The following is a 21,677-nucleotide window of genomic DNA, read 5'->3' as shown; positions in this document are numbered from 1 at the left end:
TCTGTTCCAATTAATTTCCAAAGTTAGAAATAGAATTTTTGCATGTAAAATCTTCAAAACAACTTTTATGATACCATTTGTCAGATCTTGCATGGTAGAATAGATATTCACCTTCTATTTTTCTACAAATTACACATGGTTCTTGTTTTTTGATTGCAATTTTGTTTTGTGGATTGTTTGTAGTAATTGATTCTTCAGTCATTCAATAATCCCCTCATAAAAATTTGTCGGCAGTTGTTGGGATTTCCAACAAATCGCTGATATTTTTAGTAGATCGTTCTAAAATAAAAGAATTTCGTTCCAAAGATATTTAAAGGATGAATATTCTATTGTTTATAAAGAAATATCTATGCTCCGACAAAATTATTGCATTAAGTTTGATAAAAATTTCCGAAAGTATAAAAGATCTTTTGAATAAAAAAAAATAATTGAAAATTTCTTTATAGGAAAAAAAAACTTATTCGCACTACATAAAAAATGGTTTTGGCATCTTTACTATTAAAGAAATTGAAAGGAGAATTATTATCATTCTTATGAAATTTTAAAAATTTATAATGGAAAGTAATAAAAAATGATTAAACTAAATGAAAATAAACGGGAGCGGCATTGGGGATATTTCTTTATGGGGATTTATATTTTTATATTTTTATTTTATCTTTTCTTCGATGGTTGGCATTTTGAATGGCTACATTATGGATATTCCGGCGCAAATCAACATTTTGACTTTAATATTTTTGGAGATATGCAATGGGAAATTATAGACGGAGAAAGAGTATATTATTCAACAAATAATTTACATAATTTAGTATATATTTGCTATTGGACAGGTACAATCTCATATTTAGCACTTATTACTGGTAATAAATGGTTAAGACAAGGTTCAGTGGCAACGATGGCATTTCCTGTTATGTCCGCTTTCAGTACAATAAATCCATTTGTTGCATCAGATATTTTTACATGGGATATTTTCTATTATCATTCATATATACTCCAGATCATATATGATTTGAATCATTTATGCGGTATCATTATGGGAATTTATAATTATAATGCTTTGAATAAGAATAATGAAAAAATCAATTTTAAAAAGATAACTCCAACAATTCTTTTTACTTGGTTGTTATTTATTTTAGCAAGAGTTTTTCTACAGAAATGGCCATATTGGGCACCCGGTAATGAATTAGGAATGATAAGTACAAATCAAATCAATAATATGCCGTTTGTTTTTTACGGATTGGAATATATCATTGTTATTGCTTTACTTTATTTCATTAACGGAATTCTTTATTTCGTAAATCCGAAAATAAAACGCACTTGGGTTAGAACACTTGCTCCATTTTTAGTATTTGCGATAATTACAGTAATTTTTGTTCAAGTTGGTCTAATTGAATTACAAGAAATTCCTTATACGGCTTTTATACAGTACTAAAAAAGTAATCTTTTTTATCATATAGATATTTTTTTCGAATTTATTTTATCTATTTAGTTATTTCTTTTTTCTCTTGCATAGTATAGTGATTAAAAGAGTCGTTGCAATTCCAACACTTGCACCAATTAAATATGGTTGATAATCAAAATTAAATATTGACATTGATTCATTATTTTGAAATACTACGAATATTGATATTTGTTGTTGATTACCTGATTTATCAATAGCTATTGCTGTTATATTATGTACTCCATTTTCATAATTTTTAGAATCTAAATTGTAAGTTATTATAGGATATGGATAAAAATCTGACATAATTGATTCATTAATTAAAATACCATCAAGAACGACTTTAATTAAATTAAGCGCTTGATCATCATCAGCTTTTACAGTTATATTGAATCTATCACTGATTCTTGTATTTGAATTTGGACTTTTAATGATTATTGATGGTGAAATCAAGTCTAACGGTGCAATACCTTCATCATTTAAAGAAATTTCTGTTCTAAGAGGTTTTGAACTTTTTCCATCTTCTACTTTAGCTTCAAATAAAATTCTGTAATCTCCCTTTCCATCACCAAAAATTCCCGGATATCTTCGAGTATCTATTGTAATGCTATAATTTTTTTCTCCATTTTTGGATGAATCTTTATTAAAAGTCAGATCAAAATAACTAAAATCTGAGAAATCATCATCAGAAAAGTAATATGTGCGGTTTTCATCTGTTTTGGGTGTAGGCCATTTAAACCACCATGGAAAAATTCGAGCACGAATAAATTCCATCTTAGAGTTATTTTCAGCAACAACCCATAACGTAATATTTTGTTGGTTAAAGGGTAAAAATTTCTTTATACTACATTTAATTAAATTTACATATTTAAGCGATGCAATCGGCGTTCCAAGTGAAATTTCTTCTACATCGTAGCCATCACCACCATTGGGCAAATCTCCTGTAATGCTGTTTACCTCATGTCCGGTGTTATCATGATTGTCATCAATCCATGGTTTTTGAATATCGCTTAATCCCCAAAGATCTACACATTCGGTAGCATATTCAAAACAATAGCCCAATTTATATCCCATTGTTAAAGCGGCCCAAAAATGCTCTGAAAAGACCGCGTGTGTAAGATCTGGATTAGGATATGCATTGTGATATTTATCAGTTGAACAAATGATTATTCTCCCATTTTTACTAATATGTTCAATAAATGATCCTGAATGACATGCTTCATAAATTATTAAAGATCGCGCCATTGTAGTTGTACTTTCAAGAGTATCTAAATAACTATCTAAATTATCTCCACTTAAATCAACCCCTGGAATGCACATTGTATTGAAACCTCCATGATCTAGTAAATAAAGACCAAGCGCGTTATTTTCATCTACTTTATTTTTTGCCCAAGTAGTTATTGCATATTCAATATTTCCTTTTGTTGATTCAGCATCAGCATTAGTTGGTAAAGAGCCATCCCAGTCTGCTGCGAGATAATAAATATCATTTGAAGAAAATCCGAGATTAATTATTGAATTATATACACTATTACAACCTTGTTCAATCATATAATATAAATCATGATCTTCTTTATCACCTGCAACGATTATCCATGCACCTATATGTAATGTATACGCTTCAGCATTTTTTGGAGATGAAGGATTATAAAATGAATCTTTTTCTGCTGAATATGTGGATTTTGATGCAAAAATATCAAAACAAGATATTTCTAAAGAAAGGAAAATTAATAAAAGAATTTTATAGTTGATTTTTCTCAATATTTTTCTCACCACCACAATATTTGATTTTACATATTAATATTTCTTTTTACAGTATAATAAAAAAAGCACCAAATCAGTAATAATTGTTCAAATAATAATTAAAAAAAAAACTAATCTACACTAATATATACTCAATACAAATAGAAAATTGAATAAATTGGATAAAATAAAGGATATAGAAAAAATAAAATGAATTTAGATATAAGATAGAAAAAAAAAATAAGATTTCTTGAATGTAATCAAAAATATCATTCTAACTTTATATAAAAATTATTAATTATAATTCAGAAATAATATTTTTAATTTTTTTATCTAAAGATTTTAGATCGAAAACTAATTTTCCTGCTAAAATTAAAGTATTAGAAAGTTCCATAATCTTTTCGATCAATTCGTCTTCTTCTAATTTATCGAGTATATCAAGAGTTTTATCCAATTTATATACTTGTCTTTGGTAAGAGGGTAAAGTAATTGATTTTGATAATTCTTTTGAAAAAGATGAAATTAATGATCTAACATCTTTTTCATATTGTGGGATCTGTGTAAAAATTTCAATTTTCTTATTTAAATATTGAATAATTCCTTCATCTTCAATTTTTTGAGCGAAATTCAAACAATCTCCCAATAATTTGCGCGCCTGTCTATAACTATGCTCTTTTCCCATTGATTTACTTTTAAGATAAGAAGATACTATTTTTTCAGGAATTGTTTTTGCCAGTTTGATTAAATTTTGAGCTTCATCAAATTTTCCATTATCAATTAGTTTATTCGCTGAATGGCCTATTTCTTCCTTCAAAATAGTCTCATTTTCAAGTTTCATAAGAATATTATTCCTAAAATCAAAAATTTCTTTAAGGCTTCCATTTAAATCTGAATTTCCATTAATCTCCATTTCTAGATTTTTAGCCATTTCTTCTGAATAAATTTGGGCAATTTCTAATGATTCTTTAGAATCTAGAAGAAAAACTAATAAAATAGAACGATCTTTTTTAATGGGTTGAATAAAATATTTAAAGGGAAAAAGACGGATATTCATTGTATAATTATCATTTGAAGAAAAATACCGAATCATAATTTCATTTACTGTCTCTTGTGGAGGTTCATCCTCTTTTTCAGGGATGTATTGTGCTAAAATTGACCATTTCGGTATTATTTGAGTTGGGTTTGAATAATTGTCTCCTTTATGTCCTTGTATTTTATTGCTATTTTGGTCATTTGATAACATTATTTGAACAGAAAACAGTATTAGTCCTTTAATCATCTGGATCACTTTTCCTTTCCTATTTCTAATCAAGAATTCATAACTAATTAAATATTACTTTAAAAATAAAGAAAAAATTAGATTTTTGAATTTTTGAATTTTTGAATTTTTGAATTTTTGATTTTATTCAACTAAAATTTTTTACCCACATAAGCCAATAATAAAGTGAAGATTGGAAATTATACTATTTTTATTTCAAAAACAATACTAAGCTGGGTGAGAAATATCGGGAAAAAATCAATTTATAAAACTGCATTTATGAAAGCTCAAAAAACTATGGATATTAGCAAAATTAAAGAAATTCTTAAAAAGAATCTACTTTTGGTTCACGATAATACTGAAAATTACACAGAAAGGGATGCCCAGCATATTGAGTTTATTATGAATTTATTTACAAAAATAAGAAAATTACGAGAAGAAGAAGTTTTATTAATATTTTCAGAATGTGAGGAACTTTATTTAACAAAAAATTTCGAATTGGCATTATATTTAATTGGTTTTGCAAAAACGATTGTAAATCAATCAGGATTACATAATTGGTTTCAGAAAATTCATGTATTAGAACGTAAAATTGCCAGAAGTTTAGAAATTGTTGAAAAATATAAATCTTATTTTTCAATAGACTTGAAAAGTATACCCATTATTCAAATCCAGCAAATTCATAATCAATTAGAAATGCAATTCCAAGAATTAGAAGAAGATCAATCTCGACAAGATGCAATTCATCCAGATATAAAAAATGATTTTAAAATAGTATATTCCAAAATAGCAAAATTTATGGAAGATCATGGAATTCCTCGTTTAAATATAGAAGATACAAAGAATTTAAGTATGTGGGGTTCTACAAAAAAGAATTTAGATTTAAAAAGTAAAGAAATGAAATTTAAACGATATTATTCTAATGCAGAAAAAATTCTAAAAGAAAATACTCCTGAATCATTTCAACAAGCTCATGAAGAATTCCTAAAAGCATATAAAATCGTCCAAGAAAATCCATTCACATTCTCGTTACGCCAAAAACAAGAAATAATTGAAAAATTAGATAAGATAAATTATCAAAAATCTCTTGAAACAAAAAAAACACCCCAATTATTCCAAGAAATTAACCAATTGTGCAACAATTTTCAATTTGATGTTGCTTTAAAGAAGCTAAAACAACACAAACAAAAATTACAAGCTATGGGTGTAAAGCAAGATGATATAGATCTTAATGAATTTGAAAATCGCATTGAAAAAAATAAGGAAATCTATTTGAAATTGCAAAAAATCGAAGAATCTTTACAAAAAGGTGATATTTTAGGCGCAAAAACTAAAATTATACCTTTTAATCAATATTTTTCTCAAATTCGTAATAAGATAAATATATTTTCGACATTACTAAATCGTATTATATTAATTCAAAATTCCCTTCAATCATCTTCAACAGATTCATCTAAACAAGTTAAATCTTCGTTTTTATTTGATCCTTTTCAAGATGAAATACCTAAAAATGAACAAGATTTGGATAAACAGGAAATTTTCTCAAAAAAAGAAATATTCAAGCAAATTTTAGCAGAAAAGGGACAAATATCCAAAACTGAAATTTCAAAGATACTTAATATTCCAACAGATGAACTTCTCCATTTTTTAATGGAATGTAAATCAAGTATTGATTTTACTGTTCAAGGACCTCTGATTTATTCAGAAGATAAGCAATTTTCTGTTAAAAACAAAAGAATACAACATTTAAATTCAAAGCCAATATCATCAGAAACAAAAAAGACCAGAATTAGAAAGGAAAAGGAAAAAGAAGATGAAGATCTTCTGGATACTCTAGAGAATCTTTTAAATGATGATTAATAGAGTGATGAAACTTTTATAATACATTGTGTTTTTTCAAAAAACTTTTGATTGTATCTTCATCTTTATTGAAGATTTCAGAAATAACTGTAATTGTGGTACTTTCATTCATCCCCATATTTGTATAATCTTTATACAATTGGATCCAAGTTTGTTTGTCACTTGCATATTCTTTTGGATGTGTTTTTTCAACATGGCGCCAGTATGGGCGTTCCGTTAATATTTTACCGCAATATGGACATTTTCTGGTTGCTTCGGGAATTTTTATCACCAAATATTTCTTTTAATATATATAAATCAAACATCTTTATCTTAAATGTTTTCGGATGAGAGTTATCAAGAATCAAAGTCCAGTTGAATTTTTATTATTTATATTAATTTAAGTTTATTAAGAAGTTATAGCAAAGTTTTCCCGCATTATAGATAACTTTACCAAAAGGATTATATTTTTCTTTTATGAAGCTTTCATTAGCTTGTTTCCTGTTGTATTTGGAAAATTTTTAAAGTTCTATGCCGAAATGTTCTTGTGAAAAAATAATGGAGGCTAAAGAAAACGTTTTTAGAAACATATAATTTTTCCTTAAAAACAAACAGACGAGAAGAATTTGTACAAATAACTCAAAAAATAAAAAAAATATTAAAAGAAACCAATGTTAAAACAGGATTTGCAAAAGTATTTTGTCCCCATACTACTGCTTCTGTTTCTATAATTCAAAATGCAAATCCTGATGTTTTACGAGATATAAACACTATTTTACAACCACTTATTCCACATAAACAATTACTAAATGTGGAAGGAAACTCAGATGCTCATTTTAAATCAACACTGTTTGGAAGTTCTCTTGATATTCCAATCGAAAATGGTGAATTAATTCTTGGATCTTGGCAGGGCATCTTTTTCTGTGAATTTGATGGACCTCGTGCAAGAAAAGTCTATGTGCAGATTTTCGGTGAAAATGTTTGATTCTTTTAATCAAAATATAAAAATAAAATACATTTTTAATTGAATTCTTTGAATTTTTTTTTTAATGAGGTTTCGCAATAATCTTTCTCTCTTATCTATCACTCTGATAAAATAGCATTCATTTAGATGGTGAAGATTAATGTGAAAAGTCATGTTTTTTTTTAATAATTAAATTTCCATTTTCAATACTATTATTATTTTTAAAAATAAAATAATTTTAGTTGATTATTTATGCTCTTTCAAATGAAAAAGTACTCAAGTAAAATTCTATCTCCAATTGGTCGAAAATGCCAAAATATACCTGCAAATTATTTTACACTTGCTAGTTGCTTAATTTCAATTATCGCAGGTATTGGATATTATTTACACAATTTAGTAATTACATTTAGTGCACTACTTTTTATCGAGTTTTTCGACCAATTAGATGGTATTATTGCAAGATTACAAGGTCCTACAAAATTTGGTGCATTTTTAGATTCAACTTTAGATAGGTACGGCGATCTCGCAATTATTATTGGAATCTGGGCGGGAAATTATTTAGAAAATTGGTTTATTTGGTTTATCCTTTTAGGTGTGATAATGACGTCATACATGAGGGCTCGAATCGAAGCATTAGGAATTAAGTCGTTGGGTGGAGTCGGGCTTTTTGAAAGAACGGATCGTATTCCACTCTTATTATTTGGCGTAATTGGTCAAATCTTTTATTCTCAATCAATTCTGATTTCTTTAATCATTCTAGCAATTGGTAGTAATATAACAGCTATTCAACGATTTTTATTTGCACGAAAGCATCTGAAAATAATTCAAAATTTAGAATCTAATTCCCAAGATTGATTAGATTTTTCTTTTTAATATTTTTAATCTTTAGAACAATTTCATTAATTCTATTTTTTAACCAATCATCATTTGGTGTTTTCTTAAATTTTTGAGTGTATTCTACTATTTCTGCAAACAAGGGATAGTAGAATAATTTTAATTCATCTGATATGTCTGAAATTTTAAAATATATCTGATCTGACTCATCTAAATAATTCTTTGAAAAAATACAACGATATGGTTTTGCATTTTTCCAAGTTGTTCCAAGTAATTTATAAATTTCATTATTATCTGATATATTAAAAAGAGGTTGGAGAAGTTTTATATTATGACTGCGAAGAAATGGTGGAAAAAGAGAGAGAACTTCAGAAACTTGATTCAATTTTAATCGTGAACCATGAGCTGAGCGTTCTCCAGATACTAAAATAGAACTTCCAATATGGTGAAGAAGGGGAACACGCATCATATGAAAAAAAAGATGGCAGGCAGGACAAGGTGAATAGGCACCAAATAATTTCTGAACAATAGTCATCGGTCGAATAATCACTTTTTCAAATAATTCAGCGACATCTATATAATAAAATCGCATTGGTATTTTGCAGTATCGATTATAAATGATCTCCTTAATTTTCTCAAAATGTTCTTTTGGTTCATTGAAATTTCCATAAAAAGCAGTATGATACATTCCAAATCCAACAATTTCAGAAATAGAATCTTTATTAATTTCGCTAAATTCATCTAAAATTTTAATTATCGCTGCTACACTATCTTTACCTGCAATCTCAACGCCCATTCGTGTTGATTTAGGGTTTTTTGAAGGTATCTCTTTTAAAAATCGATCTATTGTAAATAATTGAGTGAATTTAACTTTAGGTTCTGAGTTTTGATTTTCCATTGAATAGCTTCCTTTTTTCTGTTAAGTTTTAAATCAATTTTATCAATTTTATTAATTTTTTTACTCATTATACATTAATATTTCTATTTTTTTAACTCGTTCCCAAAAATCGATTAATTCTTCGTCAACAAAATTTGGACATATTTCTAACACAAAAAATCGCTCTTGTGTGGTTGGTACTTTCAAAATTTTTTCAATCCACTTTAAAACTTGATGACAATTTTCGAAAAATCGTTTGTAGTCAAAGGGAAATCGGTTATGTTCAGGTAAATTTTTAGTGTATGGTAAAAGATGTTGATCAGAAGATCCGTCATTAGCATGAACATGAAATACTTGAACATTAGGGAGAAATGCTGATGAAAAATGGACCCAGTCATCAGTTCCCATACCATCCCTTTGTTGAAAAAGCAAATAGTACCCAAAATCAAAGCAAAATCGGAAATGATTAATAAGAATTGTGTACCCTTTTTTTTTTAAACTTTGTCGGATTTTTTTTCTAAGTTCTAGCAAATGCTGTAAAGATTGGAAATAAGCACCGCTTTCTTGAGCATTTTCAATATATAAAGTAATATTGTTTTGATGAATTAAATCTAAAATTTTTAAGTGGCATAAATTTTCGACAAATTCATCACCCAAATCTTGTGGTTTTTGAGGTGGATGTATTATTATTCCGTTAGCATCGTAGTTTCTGCACCATTTTATTTGTTCGAGAAGTATATTATGAAAATTTTCGCTTGGTGGGAGAAATTCAGTTGTACTTGGAATATGAAATAAAATTGCTGGATCAAAATTAAGTTTCTTTTTTGCATTATTGAAAGCTTGCGATACTTCATGGTTAAAGTATTTTCTTCCACCATTTTTGAAATGTATTGCAGGTTGAATCCAGTCAGGAATATTAGCTTTTTTTTGAATATTAATGATCCATTCAAATAATCTTTTGAAGGTAATTTCGATGGTATTTTCTAAATTATTCTCATGAATCTTTTTCATTAAGGGTGATTTAAAAAAATGTCTATTCCATTTGGATTGCGGTTCAAAGAGTGAAATATCTAATTCATATCCAATATGTATTTGCTTATTTGATTTGAAATTCATAGAAATCAGAATTATGGTTATAAGAGATATAAAAATTTGTTGTTATAATAAAGTCAAGAAGAATATTTCAAAAATTGTGAGAGGACGATTAAAATTTGCAATATAATAACTATCTAAATTAATTGCATTATCAAATTCATATGTGTATTTTTTAGTGAAAATCTCGCAAATTTCAGGTTGTCTTGAAATAAAAAGACCAATAAGTGCATTATCTGGAGAGGTAGAATACTGAATTAATTCTTTATTGTTCTTTAATAGAAAATTAGTTAATACATTTTTAGTTACTTTTATTTTAATTGAATCAAATTTAAGTTCATTTTTTACTAAATCTTCAATAAAAGAAATCTCCTTTTCTTTGAATATCTCTAATTTATTGTGTAAATATTCTTCTGTTATTAAAACTTCTAAAGTAAGGGAAGGAATTGCTTTTTTCCATTCTTTACAATATGAAAGAAAGGTATTTTGTGATTTTGAATCAGAAACAGATAAATTCTTAATTACAATTTTAAAATTTTCATTAAATGAAGTCTTTATTATATCACCTTTTGCTATACGGAAAGATTTAGCTTTGCCAATTATTTCATTTTTAAAAAAATCTGGTGTATAATCATCAGAATTTATATTTACAAATTCAACAGGAGGGACTGAAATACTTTCTGGATTTAATTTATACTCATCTACAAAATTATGAAAGCAAATCTCACAATTTTCTATTCTCCGGTCTGCTTCTGTTCTAATCTGCTTTATTTTTTCTGAAATCAAAATTTCCCATGATGTTATTGGATCCTTTATATTGACAATCATTGGTCGGTTATAAACTTGAATTAGACCAAGTTTTTCAAGTAATTGGATTACTTTATAAGTTCTTTTCAAACTTAGTTCGCTATTATCAATGAATTCCTTAATATCTTCAACACTTTGCTTTTGAAGGAGTAGATCATAAATATATTCAATTCCTTTTTCGCGAATATCAATTGAATGAAAAAGATCAACCAAAAATGCAATTCTTCCCTCTATATTCATGATAACCCCACTTAATGTAATTTTAGGAGTTCAACCCTTTTTAGCATATGTTCTGTCAAACTTTGAAAAATAAATTCTACATTCTCGCCGGATTTTGCTGATGTTTCAATATATTCGGTCAAATTATTTTGGATTGCGGTTTGAATCCCGTGATCTTCTGGAACCTTTCGAATTGATGTCAGATCTTTTTTATTTCCAACTAAGAAAATTGGTATTTGACTATTTTTTTCTCTAACGATACTAATCCAAGAATCAAGTGCATGTAACGTTTCAGGGCGTGTAAGATCAAATAAGAATATTGCACCGGATGATCCAAGACAATAGGTTGGAAGAAGAAAACGAAAACGTGATTCTCCGCCGAGATCCCAAATCTGGAGTTTAATATATTTATCTTTATAATGAATTGTCTTTACAAAGAATTCAACTCCAACTGTAAGTTTAATATCTTCGGAGAATATTCCATGTACGTATCTATCAGATAAAGATGATTTACCTGTAGAGGCAGACCCAAGCATAAGAATTTTGAACGTATAATCAATATCTCTTGACATTTTTTTTCACTGTTATCATCGGCGAGAATAATAGAAGCCACTTTCAGAACAGAATTATGTAAGTGTTTAAATTATTTTATATGTATTAACAAAAGTTGGTCAACTTCCTTAATTAATTTAGTGTTCTTTAATCAAAAAATTTATCATTTGCCAATTTCTAAGTAAGAAATATATTATGGTTGAAATAAAGTTCGACCCAAATTCTCCGTACAGAATCAATATTATTCGTAACTGGAAAGATAATTTGGAACAGATTTATTCTATAAGCATATTCTTGTTAATTTTTCTTATTTTCTCCATTTTTGCTTGGATTAAAGATCATCCTTCTGGTTTGGCATTATTACTTTGGGATATTATATTTTTAGGAATATTACTTTGGTTTTTTTTACCTACTAAACAAATGGTTATAGATCTTGATAAAAATGAATGGAAAATTCAAATAAAAATAACCTTTTTAATAATTCCAATTTTTTCACAGAAAATTTCAGATCTTAGTTTTATTTTAGTAGAAGATATAACAGAAGATAATCGAGACACGAATAAAAAGCTCACCTTAAATGATCTAAAGTATCATTCATCTCTGCAATTTTTAGGATTTGCAAAAAATGAAGGAGAATTTAAAGATTTTCGAGAAAAATGGATCTTCTCAAAAAGAAATACTTCAAATTTCCGCGTTCATTTACGCGAAATTAAAGAAAATACACGTATTGCACAGACTTTAGTAGAAATATTTCAAGGATTGAATATTCCAATCGAATTAATGTTGAAACGAAAAGTTTATCAAAATGGAAAATTAATTAATCAAAATTGAAAATTAATTAATCAAAATTGAAATAAAGGATATTACCATTTTTTTAATTGTTCTTGAATAATTAATTTTAATGGAGGGTACTCTTCACGAATAAGAGTTTGACTGAGAATCTGTTTTGCTTTTCTACCCCCTAATTCTGAAAGCGCTTCGATTGCTGCTTTTCTAACTGCCATATCATCGTCTTCTAAATATGGAAGAATTTTCGTAATCCATTTTCTATCTCCTGTAGTTCCTAAATTTTTTAATGCTTTTACTCTTATAAGAAAATCAGGGTTATTTAATTCTGCTACAGCTAATCTTATATTATTTGGATTTAACTGATTAAGAACTTTCTTAACAATAGTTAATTTCTTTTCACTTCTTGTTCTTAAAGCATTTTCTAAAATAGGTTCGCTAATTATTGGAAATTGAATAATTGTTTTTATAGCTTCTTGCTGCAAAGGAAGATGTGAATGATAAATAAGTGGAATTGCCAAAGGAATAAGAGATTCATCATTAATTTTTTGAATAATTTGTAAACCCTTGATTTGATAAATAGGTCGGTTAGCATGAATTAAGAAATTGATACAATTTTGCTGAAACCATTCAGGATCATCCGAGTGAATTATATTTTCTAAAAAGAAAGGTAATATTTTTATTGGTAAATGAGAAAGAATTTGATTCATATATTCTTTAAAAATCGAGTAATTTTGGTTTTCCATATCATTTATCAGCAGTTTTAGAAGATATGTAAGTTGATTATCTGACATAGATGATAGAGAAGTTTTATGCCATTGATCGAGATATTGGAAAGCTTTTGTGGGATGGTTAGGATGGTTAAGTTTTTTATTCATAACTATAGCGTCCTATAGATGAAATAATTTTTGATTTATATTCTTAGTACAATGAATTATTTTGAGCTTGATATTTAACTGTTTTATATATTTCTCAAAGATTTAGTACTAATTTATTTTATAATGTTCTAAATTTGAAAAAAATTTAAATTCTTTATTATTAGAGCCTTGTTCTTGAAAGACTTTTTATAATGGTTTTTCTTTCTCCAACGATAAATCCTTAAAAAAATATAAATTTAATTTTATGGATTATGAAATAATTGCGATATTTCAAAATATTTTGAAATCTTATATAAAACATTTATAAAAAAAACATGAAATAAAACATGAAATAAAACATGAAATAAAACATAAAATAAATTATCAGTAATTACAATAATGTATTAAAATATTAAATATCATATATTATTATCAGCAACTTAAATAATGATTATTTAGTGCGAATAAGTTTTTAATAAAAAGAGAAAGAGAAAAAACAAAAAAAAGATTAAATAAGTGAGTTATCAAATGGAAAAAACAGATTGGAAACTAAACACAATTGATATGAGTATCTTTGAGTATATTGAGAAACCAGTCTTGGTTTTTTCCAATCATGGTGATATTATCTTTGTGAATAGTTTTACTGCATGTTTTTTAGAATATAACGCAGAAGAATTAGAAAAACATTCAATATTTGAATTTTTAGAACAAAAATCAATAAATATCATTAAAGGAATAATTGAACAGGAATCTTTTTTAGAATCTGAAGTTTTAGAACTTACAATTAATACATTTTCACAACAGTACTCAATTCTTGCTCATTTATCACTTGCTCATCAAAGTTCTTCACAAAAATTATTTCTATTTATAATTGAAAATTATAATGATTCAAAAAACAAAAAAGACAATAATACTTCGAATTCATTTTCTCAAATATCTCGATTTTTAGAAGATAAAAGATTATTTGATAAAATTATTGAATTAAATCCTTATGCAATTGCAATTTTCGATCCAAAAGGTTATTTTTTACATGCAAATAAAGCTTTTTATCAAATCTTTCTTCAAGAGCCTTCAGATAATTATTCATTATATGATGATTTGATATTATTACAGAAAGAAGGATTTTATGAAGGAATGCGAGAAATTCAGAAGGGAAATTCCTTTGTTTTAAAAAAAGTTTTTCTAAATTTTGAAAAAAACAACATTAATGAACAAGCAACAAATAATTTAAACAAAAAATGCTTTAATCTTACCTTTTTCTCTTTATATGATAATGAAGAGCAAGTCTATTATCCTGTTATTATTTTTGAAGATATTACTGTTCAATTACAATTTACTCAAAAGTTGGAAGATTATCAAAAAAAATTAGAAGAACGAATAAAAATCGAAACAAAAACTCAAAAAGATTTCTTTCACCTTAATCCTTATGGAATTGCCATATTTGATAAAGAAGGAAACTTTATAGAATCAAACAATGCTTTAATTGAAATTCTTGGATTTCAACTTCCTCCAGAATTCTGTTTATTTGATATATCAAATATAAAAGAGTATAATTTAGAAGAAAAATATCAAAGTCTACTTCAAGGAAATACAATAGAAATTCCTTTGCTAAATTTGAAAAAGCATCAATTCAATAGATATCCTCTTTGGGATTTATCACTAAGAATTATAGCTTTTCCAATATTTAATCATCAAAAGAAGATTGAAAGAATTATTTTCATGTTTGAAGATAAAACACAACAGACGAAAGTTAAGGAAGAACTAGATTTTGAGCGTGAGCAATTGCTTTCTATTTTTGATAGTTTTCCTGAAATTACTTACGTTTATCAACCAAATCAACAAAAAATTCTTTTTGCGAATCAAAAGTTGAAAAACTTATCTATTCATTTTGGTCCTATTGATGATATTGTTTTTGATTTTCAACAAAAAATAACTCCTGCATTATCAAAAATGGGTGAAGATCAAAATTTTGAAAATCTATCGATCCGTTTTGAACATTTTAATTCTTTTTTACAAAAATACTATCTTTTATCAACGCGATTAATTAAGTGGGAAAAAAAAACTATTGCACATATGGTTTTTGCTATTGATATAACGAATCGCATGAAAATTGAAAAAGAATTAGAATTTCGTCTTAAATTCCAGCAAAAATTAGCTGAAATTTCAGCGAAATTTATTAAATCTTATGATTTTTCAAGAGTAATAGAAGAGTCTTTTGCAGATCTTTCTGAATTTATTAATTGCTCAGAAATTATGCTTTTTGAATTCAAAGAACACCAGAATAAAACAATTAATAATATTATTCCAAATTCAAATAATTCTTTTTCTATTGATTCAATAAAGGTAGATCTTATTAATTATTGGATAAAAGAAGGATATGATTATTCTTTTATTGGAAATCCTTCGTTCTTATTAAAAAAGAAATCACCCTTTTTTAAAATTTTACAACGTGAAGAATGGATTTCTTTCCGTTATACTAAGAATCACCCTCTATATCCACTAGTATTTCAGGATATATTCCGAAATATTGATGAATCTTTTTCGGTTTTCTTTCCAATTCGCCATCAAGATATGATTATTGGAATGTTACTAATTAGATTTGAGAATCAAATTGTCAATAAAGATTATTTTACTTTATTAAAAATCTATACTGATTTAATTGGAAACGCTTTGGAAAGAGAATCTATTGAAATTCAATTGTCACAAGAAAGGCAGATTTTGGAAAATGTTATTAATTTTAATCCATTTGGAATAACCATTTTTGATGGAAATGGTAATTTTGAATCATGTAACCCAGTTATTGAAAGATTGTTTGGACCCAAATTACAAGAAAAAAATACTGAATTAAATTTGTTCAAAGATAGAATTCTAATTAAATTAGGTTTAATGGATAAAGTAAAGAATGTTTTGAAAGGAGAAATTGTTAAAATACCTTTAATTAAATTGGATAACAACTTAGTTTCACGCATTCCTATAAATGATAGTCGTGCTTTTAAATTAACAATTTTTCCAGTTTTAAAAACAACCAAATCAAAATTGATTAATTCATCTGATAATAATGAAAGAAATGTAGAGCATATAGTCGTAATTACAGAAGATTTAACATCAATGACTAATACCCAGGCAATTTTAACTGAAACTGAGAATAAGTATAAAAAGTTATTCCAAGATTCACCAATTGGAATTTCTATTATCGATACGAATGGACATATTTTTGAAATAAATGAAACTCAATTAAAATTACTTGGATGTTCACGTGAAGATGTAAAAAATATTGATCCCAGGAGACTATATGCAAATTTGGAAGAACGAAAAATTATTTTAGATCTAATTGAAAAAAATGGACGAATTGACAAATATGAAATCCAATTTAAAAATTTTTTAGGTTCAACATATTGGGCGTTAATTTCAGTAACAAAATTCGAAAGCGAAAAGGGGCCATTATTATTTGTATCTCAAGTCGATGTTACTAAAGAAAAATTAGCACAAATAAAATTAGCTGAAAGCGAACGCAAATTTCATGCTTTAGTAGAAAGTAGCAGTGATATTATATGGGAAATAGATATACATGGAAATTTTATGTATGTCAGTCCAACTTGTTATAAAATTCTTGGATATTCTCCAGATTACTTTATTGGACAATCTTTTGATGTCCTTTCTCTTAAACCTGAAATAAGAAAGAAAATATGGAAAGATTTTTCTAATAATAATAAAGGTTTATTAATTCAACAAGGTCATCATGGATTTCAAAATTATATCTTTGAATGTTATCATAAAAATGGAAATATTGTCTATTTAGAGACTCATGGTGTTGGGATTTTAACTCAAGATGGAAAACTCAAAGGATTTCGAGGAGTAACCAGAGACATTACAGCGCGCAAGAAAGATGAAGAAAAAATCAGGGAATCTGAATCCAAATATCGAAATGTGGTTGAAACTTCAGATGATTTAATCTTTATTATAGAAGAAAATGGCAGAATATTATTTGCAAATAATAGTGTTTATGAAAAACTTAATTATTCAAAGGAAATTCTTACTCAACTAAATCATCATAATTTAATTCATCCAGATGATAAAGACTTATTTTTAGGAAATCTCAAGAAAATCAAATCAGGTAATAATAAGGACTCAAACATAGAATATAGATTTAGAAAACAATCTGGAATTTATTTATTACTTCAAACAAAAACCAGACCTTTAATCAATAGTGAAGGGGAAATTATCTCTTTTCTTTGTGTTTCCCGGGATATTACAGAAATCCGAAGAAAAGAAAAGGAATTACGGGATCGAGAATTAAATCTACAATATGCTAATGTTATTTCTATGATTTCATCTATGTTAATCCATGATTCTCATCATTCAAAAGTAAATATTGCCCCAATTCTTCGAACTTTAGGGAAAACTATAAAGGTAGATTATATTTTTGCACTAGAACGAGATTTTTCATATAGAGATATCACATATGAAATTCGTGAAATTTGGCAAAAATATCCAGATAACCATCAAGAATTAAGTTTACTGGAAATGCCTATTCTAAATTACTTTGAATTAATTGCTCATGAAAAAAGGCCATCTGAAATTATTCGTTCATTAACACCAAAAGATTTTCCACCAGATGCTAAGTCAATTATGGAACATTTAGGCTTTAAAACAATGATAGAAGTTCCTATCTTCAAGAATAATATCATTGCAGGTCATTTAATCATAATTTCAGCTCAAAAATCTTTTAAATTTACATCTCATATACGAAAATTAGTTCTTAATGTGGCTATACTTATTGGTTTTGCATTAAATAAAAATCAAAAATTCAATAAATATGGTGAAATAATTGAATTTTTTAGAGATATTGAATATCCAATTTGTATATTCGAAATTAAAAATGATAATAATTTGAATTTTCTTTTTACAAATATTGCTTTTCAAAATGAAATGAATAAAAATGAAATAAGTTTAAACATGACTCATAGAAATTTAAAAAGAAATAAAGGAAAGAAGCTAGAACCTTTATTACAAAAAAGAATGAATATATATATTCAAATTTTAAAGAAATTGAAAACATTAAAGATAGGAGAAGTTTTTTCTGAAAAAATAAAAATAATGACATTAAGTGGTGTAAAAGAGTTTAATTTAAGTGTGATAATGGTTTCCATGAAGAATAGACAAATATTTTTTGCAATTTTTAATGATTTAATTCAAGATGATTAATAATATACTATGTATTTTTATTTCTTTTTTCAACCAATTTTAATTTTTTCATTCTTTTCCGCTAAATTGAAAGCTAGACACTTATAAATGTCCTACACACTTTTCATAGTACCTATAAATCCGGCATTGTATTTGGAGGCATGCCTAATATGATTTTTTTAGGTTTGTATCTTCATGTATGAAATTGCTATTAACAATAAGTTTAGGTTGAAAATTATGGAATATAATAAAGTTGAAGCCAAGGATATTGAATATTTCGAATCCGTTGTAGGCAAACGTTATGTGAGTGCAAATCCCGCAGTAACTGCCGCATATATGTCAAGATCTGTTATGGGTTTAGAAGCTGCCATTTCAGATTGCGTGGTTCGCCCTCGTTATACAGAAGAAGTACGGAAAATACTTATCTGGTGTTCAGATCGTAAAATTCCTGTTTCACCCATCTCAGCGGGTCTTTCAGGAGGTTTTGCCTGTCCTGTAACACGACCTGGTGGAATTGTGCTTGATATGAGTCGAATGAATCGTATCATTGAAATTGATGAAGATAATCGATATGCAATTATCGAACCAGGTGTTACAAATGGAGAATTATGGGCTTATATGAAAAAACATCATCCCGCATATATCCCACCCATTGCAGATGGTGCACCTCCTGCAGCTACAGTACTTGGTGATGGAATAGATCGTGGATTTAGTTTAGTGACTTCAAGTATGGGCCCTCAAGGAGAAATCTTTATGGGTGCTGAAGTAGTTGTTCCAGTGGGTGATATTTTAAATTATGGGTCAATGGCACTAAATGGTGCAAAACCATTTTATAGATGGGGTTTAGGTCCAGAATTATTCTCAACATTAATGGGTTCTCAAGGAACTATGGGCGTTGTTACAAAAGGAATAGTAAAAATCTTTCCTCATCCTCATTTTAAAACAATTAAAGCCTATGCAATGGGAAATCCAACAGACATGCAAAATCTCACATTAGAACTTGGAAAACTTGAATTTGGAATTGCTCACAATACAGTAATGGTTCAAGGAGGGAATTGGCCTTTAGTTATGACTCGTTGGCCAAAAGATAAGGTTCCTCACGATTATAGTTTTTATAAAAAAATCGGTGTACCAAAATGGTGGATGAATTGGGAAATTTGGGCTCAAACTCAAGAAGAGATGGATAATGTCATAAAGACTATCGATAAGTATGCCGCTGAATTCAAGAAATCAGATAAATGTATTGATCCAGATTCAATTATTGAATGGAAACTTCATCCTAAACAAATTGAATCACGATTGAGAAAACCAAACAAAATTGCTATTCCTTATAGTTATTGGGAAGCAGGATTTTTATTCATTACCTGGTATACTCCTTGGAACGAAAGTGCAGCTTTTGCAGAATATTATAATTCTGTTTTGAAAAAATATGGATTTCCTGAAGTGATGTGGATAGCATCTATAGAAAGATGTCGCCAAGCTATTTGCATGCCTATTGTGTGTTTTGATTCTAGTAACCCTGATGATTTCCAACGGGTTCAAGATATGAATCGAGAAACAACTGAATACTGCTTACAAAAAGGATGGATAAATTATCGACCTGATCCATATGTGCATGCACCATCAACCTACTCTAAAGCAGGGACTTATTTAAAATACTTGCGAAAAGTGAAAGAGATGTTTGATCCAAACTACATATTACACCCAGGGAGGTTAATGTTACCTTAAACCACATGTTTTGCACATGATCGGAGAAGGTATAATTAGAAATTTTATATATTAGGTGAACATTATGGAACGATTAAAAGAATTAAAAAATGATATATATCGCTGTATTCACTGCAAAGCATGTCGATTTGCTTATTCTGGCGATCCTAATAGAGAAGGTATTGGTGAATTCACTGGAAATACTGGAAATACTGTATTATATGAAGGAATGGTTAATGCATGTCCTGCAGGAATTGAATATGGATGGGAAGCATATTGGAATGCTGGAAAAATATGGATCGCACGTGCAGTTCTTGAAGGAGACTTGGATTTAAAAACCCAAGGTCAAGAAATTGCTGATGTTGTTTATCCTTGTATTACATGTGGAATGTGTGGTGCTCAATGTGAAAATCAAGTTAGAACAGTTGATGTCATAGAAGCTTTGCGCGCTGCAGTTATAGAAGCAGGTTTAAAACCTTTAAGTAAGCATGCATGGATGGAAAACGCATCTAAAACTAAGAATAATCCCTATGGAGGTCCGAAAGATCAACGAACTAAATGGGCTAGTGATGCTGGATTCGGAAGTATTTTGAATAAAGATGTAAAAATCGCATATTTTGTTGGTTGCACTGCTTCGTATAGACAAAAAAATATTGCTGTCGCTACTGCTGATTTAATGAATAAAATAGGATACGATATCACAGTTCTTGATGATGAAATCTGTTGTGGTTCTCCATTTTTCCGTACAGGTTTAATCGATGAAGCAAAAAGAAGCATGAATCATAACTTAGAATTATTCGGAAAATATGATATTGTATTATTCAGCTGCGCTGGATGTTATCGAACATTTACAATTGACTATCCAAAATGGACAGGAAAGCCTAATACATTCAAAACAATTCATGCTATGGAACTTATTTCTGAAATGATTGCTGAAGAAAAAATTAAACTAAAAAAGAATCCTGAATTAGATGGAAAAGTGGTAACTTATCATGATCCTTGCCATACAGGTCGTCATTTTGGAGAATGGTTTAAAGAACGTATTATTGACAAATCTAACAACCTAATGCTTGATATGCGAAAGGTGGATCAAGTTGTTAATGAATGGTTTGAAATTCCAAGACGTATTATTAAAGCTGTTCCTGGTGTACAATTTAATGAAATGTATCGAATAAAAATGGATTCATTCTGTTGCGGTGCTGGTGGTGGTGTTCGAGCACAGTACCCTGAATTTAGTATTAGAACTTCACACTTAAGAATGGATGAAGCAGATGCTGTGGGGGCTGATATCATGCTTACTGAATGTCCTTTCTGCTGGCGCAATTTATATGATGCAAACGAACAATATGGTCATGGAAAACAAGTTATGACCATATTAGAGATGATCAGTAAATACGATATGATTGAAAAATTTGAAAAAATCCCAATAGAAGATGCACTTCGCGATAATCATGTTGAAAAAATTATCGATGGAATTGGGAAGAAAAAGAAAAAATAAAACCATAGTAAGGTTTTTTTCC

16 protein-coding genes and 1 pseudogene are annotated in these 21,677 nt (G+C 27.9%); 8 read left to right on the top strand and 9 right to left on the bottom strand.

The window, feature by feature from the left end; all coding sequences use genetic code 11:
- Positions 1–10 precede the first annotated feature (10 nt).
- The gene (locus ACXLDF_RS13210) at positions 11–202 is read right to left on the bottom strand and encodes a hypothetical protein (protein WP_457559008.1); all 192 of its coding nucleotides are present in this window, start codon (positions 200–202) and stop codon (positions 11–13) included.
- 369 nt (positions 203–571) lie between these two features.
- Between ACXLDF_RS13210 and ACXLDF_RS13205 the strand changes: the two genes are divergently transcribed.
- The gene (locus tag ACXLDF_RS13205) at positions 572–1,429 is read left to right on the top strand and encodes a hypothetical protein (protein WP_457559007.1); all 858 of its coding nucleotides are present in this window, start codon (positions 572–574) and stop codon (positions 1,427–1,429) included.
- A gap of 57 nt (positions 1,430–1,486) precedes the next feature.
- Here ACXLDF_RS13205 and ACXLDF_RS13200 read toward each other — a convergent pair whose 3' ends face one another.
- Together ACXLDF_RS13200 and ACXLDF_RS13195 are read right to left on the bottom strand one after the other, a co-directional pair.
- Positions 1,487–3,199 carry a C13 family peptidase gene (locus tag ACXLDF_RS13200; RefSeq protein WP_457559006.1) on the bottom strand — a complete coding sequence of 571 codons (1,713 nt, stop codon included), beginning with the start codon at positions 3,197–3,199 and terminating at the stop codon, positions 1,487–1,489.
- A gap of 280 nt (positions 3,200–3,479) precedes the next feature.
- Positions 3,480–4,460 (bottom strand): hypothetical protein, encoded by a 981-nt coding sequence (locus ACXLDF_RS13195; protein WP_457559005.1) that lies wholly within the window; start codon positions 4,458–4,460, stop codon positions 3,480–3,482.
- Between the two features lie 165 nt (positions 4,461–4,625).
- Here ACXLDF_RS13195 and ACXLDF_RS13190 point away from each other — a divergent pair, with 165 nt between their 5' ends.
- Complete coding sequence (locus tag ACXLDF_RS13190) at positions 4,626–6,299, top strand: hypothetical protein (protein WP_457559004.1); 1,674 nt, start codon at positions 4,626–4,628, stop codon at positions 6,297–6,299.
- Positions 6,300–6,315: 16 nt separating this feature from the next.
- Here ACXLDF_RS13190 and ACXLDF_RS13185 read toward each other — a convergent pair whose 3' ends face one another.
- Positions 6,316–6,570 carry a hypothetical protein gene (locus ACXLDF_RS13185; protein WP_457559003.1) on the bottom strand — a complete coding sequence of 85 codons (255 nt, stop codon included), beginning with the start codon at positions 6,568–6,570 and terminating at the stop codon, positions 6,316–6,318.
- 315 nt (positions 6,571–6,885) lie between these two features.
- Between ACXLDF_RS13185 and ACXLDF_RS13180 the strand changes: the two are divergent.
- Both ACXLDF_RS13180 and ACXLDF_RS13175 read left to right on the top strand, forming a co-directional pair.
- Positions 6,886–7,263, top strand: a pseudogene (locus ACXLDF_RS13180) (secondary thiamine-phosphate synthase enzyme YjbQ); the annotation flags it as partial.
- Positions 7,264–7,506: 243 nt separating this feature from the next.
- Complete coding sequence (locus ACXLDF_RS13175; RefSeq protein ID WP_457559002.1) at positions 7,507–8,097, top strand: CDP-alcohol phosphatidyltransferase family protein; 591 nt, start codon at positions 7,507–7,509, stop codon at positions 8,095–8,097.
- Here the strand turns inward: ACXLDF_RS13175 and ACXLDF_RS13170 are convergent.
- Genes ACXLDF_RS13170 through ACXLDF_RS13155 form a run of 4 tightly spaced genes read right to left on the bottom strand, consistent with a single transcriptional unit; the run spans position 8,081 to position 11,643 of the window.
- Positions 8,081–8,974 (bottom strand): hypothetical protein, encoded by an 894-nt coding sequence (locus tag ACXLDF_RS13170; RefSeq protein ID WP_457559001.1) that lies wholly within the window; start codon positions 8,972–8,974, stop codon positions 8,081–8,083. The two genes, ACXLDF_RS13175 and ACXLDF_RS13170, sit on opposite strands and share 17 nt — an antisense overlap.
- A 60-nt stretch (positions 8,975–9,034) precedes the next feature.
- Positions 9,035–10,069, bottom strand: coding sequence for a hypothetical protein (locus ACXLDF_RS13165; RefSeq protein WP_457559000.1), 1,035 nt, complete (start codon positions 10,067–10,069; stop codon positions 9,035–9,037).
- 42 nt (positions 10,070–10,111) lie between these two features.
- Positions 10,112–11,092, bottom strand: coding sequence for a hypothetical protein (locus tag ACXLDF_RS13160; RefSeq protein ID WP_457558999.1), 981 nt, complete (start codon positions 11,090–11,092; stop codon positions 10,112–10,114).
- 11 nt (positions 11,093–11,103) lie between these two features.
- Complete coding sequence (locus tag ACXLDF_RS13155) at positions 11,104–11,643, bottom strand: Rab family GTPase (protein ID WP_457558998.1); 540 nt, start codon at positions 11,641–11,643, stop codon at positions 11,104–11,106.
- A 175-nt stretch (positions 11,644–11,818) separates the two neighbouring features.
- Here ACXLDF_RS13155 and ACXLDF_RS13150 point away from each other — a divergent pair, with 175 nt between their 5' ends.
- The gene (locus tag ACXLDF_RS13150; protein ID WP_457558997.1) at positions 11,819–12,454 is read left to right on the top strand and encodes a hypothetical protein; all 636 of its coding nucleotides are present in this window, start codon (positions 11,819–11,821) and stop codon (positions 12,452–12,454) included.
- 32 nt (positions 12,455–12,486) lie between these two features.
- Here ACXLDF_RS13150 and ACXLDF_RS13145 read toward each other — a convergent pair whose 3' ends face one another.
- Positions 12,487–13,287 (bottom strand): HEAT repeat domain-containing protein, encoded by an 801-nt coding sequence (locus ACXLDF_RS13145; RefSeq protein WP_457558996.1) that lies wholly within the window; start codon positions 13,285–13,287, stop codon positions 12,487–12,489.
- Between the two features lie 507 nt (positions 13,288–13,794).
- Here ACXLDF_RS13145 and ACXLDF_RS13140 point away from each other — a divergent pair.
- The 3 genes from ACXLDF_RS13140 to ACXLDF_RS13130 all read left to right on the top strand — a co-directional run bounded on the left by ACXLDF_RS13140 (position 13,795) and on the right by ACXLDF_RS13130 (position 21,655).
- Complete coding sequence (locus ACXLDF_RS13140) at positions 13,795–18,471, top strand: PAS domain S-box protein (protein WP_457558995.1); 4,677 nt, start codon at positions 13,795–13,797, stop codon at positions 18,469–18,471.
- Between the two features lie 216 nt (positions 18,472–18,687).
- Positions 18,688–20,178, top strand: a complete 1,491-nt coding sequence (locus tag ACXLDF_RS13135) for an FAD-binding oxidoreductase (protein WP_457558994.1) — start codon at positions 18,688–18,690, stop codon at positions 20,176–20,178.
- 64 nt (positions 20,179–20,242) lie between these two features.
- Positions 20,243–21,655, top strand: coding sequence for a (Fe-S)-binding protein (locus ACXLDF_RS13130; protein ID WP_457558993.1), 1,413 nt, complete (start codon positions 20,243–20,245; stop codon positions 21,653–21,655).
- Positions 21,656–21,677: the final 22 nt, after the last annotated feature.

The organism is Candidatus Harpocratesius sp., from assembly GCF_054039255.1.
This window is presented reverse-complemented; position numbering and strand designations above follow the sequence as displayed.